Origin of the sequence: Xanthovirga aplysinae (genome assembly GCF_009711365.1) — a bacterium.
Taxonomy (GTDB): domain Bacteria; phylum Bacteroidota; class Bacteroidia; order Cytophagales; family Cyclobacteriaceae; genus Xanthovirga; species Xanthovirga aplysinae.
On record NZ_SMMB01000340.1, the window covers coordinates 1 to 1,183 of the forward strand.

Sequence of the window (1,183 nt, forward strand, 5' to 3'; positions counted from 1 at the left end):
AAAATGATAATCACGAAATAAAAATTAAGATTTAGGAATTCCTAACCTTGATTAGCCAAATTAACCTAAACCAAAATATCCATAGTAAAAAGAGGATAAACTTTCCTTGGTCTTATCCATTTTACAATATGCTTTCCGCCACTTACAAAGATTCCTCCTTCTACCCTAAACCAGAATGGTTAAGAAACTGACTAGAAAATTAAAAGGGACATATTCATAAAATGCCAATAAAGGACCTATCAAGCAAGGAGATTTGTTTTTTAAATAAACAAATCAACAAGATCATGATTAGGAAACTTGAAAATAGTGATGAAAAAAATCTTGGCTTCAAAATTTCAGGAATGATGACCGATTTTGATTATAAAAACAAATTGGTCCCAGAAACTGAGGAAGCCCTCAAAAAAAACCAAACTATAAATCTTTTATTTAAAATTGAGGACTTTGAAGGAGAGAACATTCCTGCCATGTGGTCCGATTTAAAATATGGAATCAAAACTTACGGCACCGTTGAGAGATGGGCCATAGTGGGAAATAAAAGATGGTTAAGAGTTATGACCAAATTATCGAAACCATTCTTAAAAGGTGAAATAAAGTATTTTGAAGACAAGGATACTGATAATGCCTGGGAATGGCTAAAAGCTGCATAAAGAGGGGGTGAAAGAGGTTTTTTCACCTTTAAAAATGGGCACGAGATCTCAATTTCGTATTGAACTAAAGTGTAGTAGCCCATTTAAAAATTTATTTTTCTATTTATCGAGAATACTATGATTAAGAAAATGTCAAAAAGTGGCGGAAAAGTAATAGGCTTTGAAGCCAGTGGCAAATTGCATGACGAAGACTACCAAACCGTATTAATTCCAGAGCTAGAAAAGGCCATCAATGAAAATGAAAAAATTGAACTGCTTTGGAAAATGGAAAATTTCAGCGGTTGGGATCTAAAAGCTGCATGGGACGATTTCAGGTATGGTTTGAAAATCGACAAACATGTTGATAAGTGTGCCATGGTTGGGGATAAAAACTGGGAGAAATGGATGACCCAAATCATGAAGCCTTTCGCAAAAGCTGAGATTAGATATTTTGAAACTAATCAGGAAAATGAAGCCTGGGAATGGTTAAAAGCTGCCTGAGAAAGTAGAAATAAAAGCTTCAGTAGAGGCAAGGGAAGTAGTTTGACGATGGAAAT

At 34.5% G+C, this 1,183-nt stretch carries 2 protein-coding genes; both read left to right on the forward strand.

Annotation, left to right across the window (positions count from 1 at the left end):
• Positions 1 to 284 precede the first annotated feature (284 nt).
• Entirely contained in the window at positions 285 to 647 is a 363-nt protein-coding gene (locus E1171_RS01045) for a SpoIIAA family protein (RefSeq protein ID WP_187696147.1), read from the forward strand.
• 129 nt (positions 648 to 776) lie between these two features.
• Positions 777 to 1,127: a SpoIIAA family protein gene (locus E1171_RS01050; protein ID WP_187696148.1), complete on the forward strand. Its 351-nt coding sequence runs from the start codon at positions 777 to 779 to the stop codon at positions 1,125 to 1,127.
• Positions 1,128 to 1,183: the final 56 nt, after the last annotated feature.

Coding starts and splice junctions, on each gene's coding strand:
- E1171_RS01045 (WP_187696147.1), top strand. CDS start 285: ATGATTAGGAAACTTGAAAATAGTGATGAAAAAAATCTTGGCTTCAAA.
- E1171_RS01050 (WP_187696148.1), top strand. CDS start 777: ATGTCAAAAAGTGGCGGAAAAGTAATAGGCTTTGAAGCCAGTGGCAAA.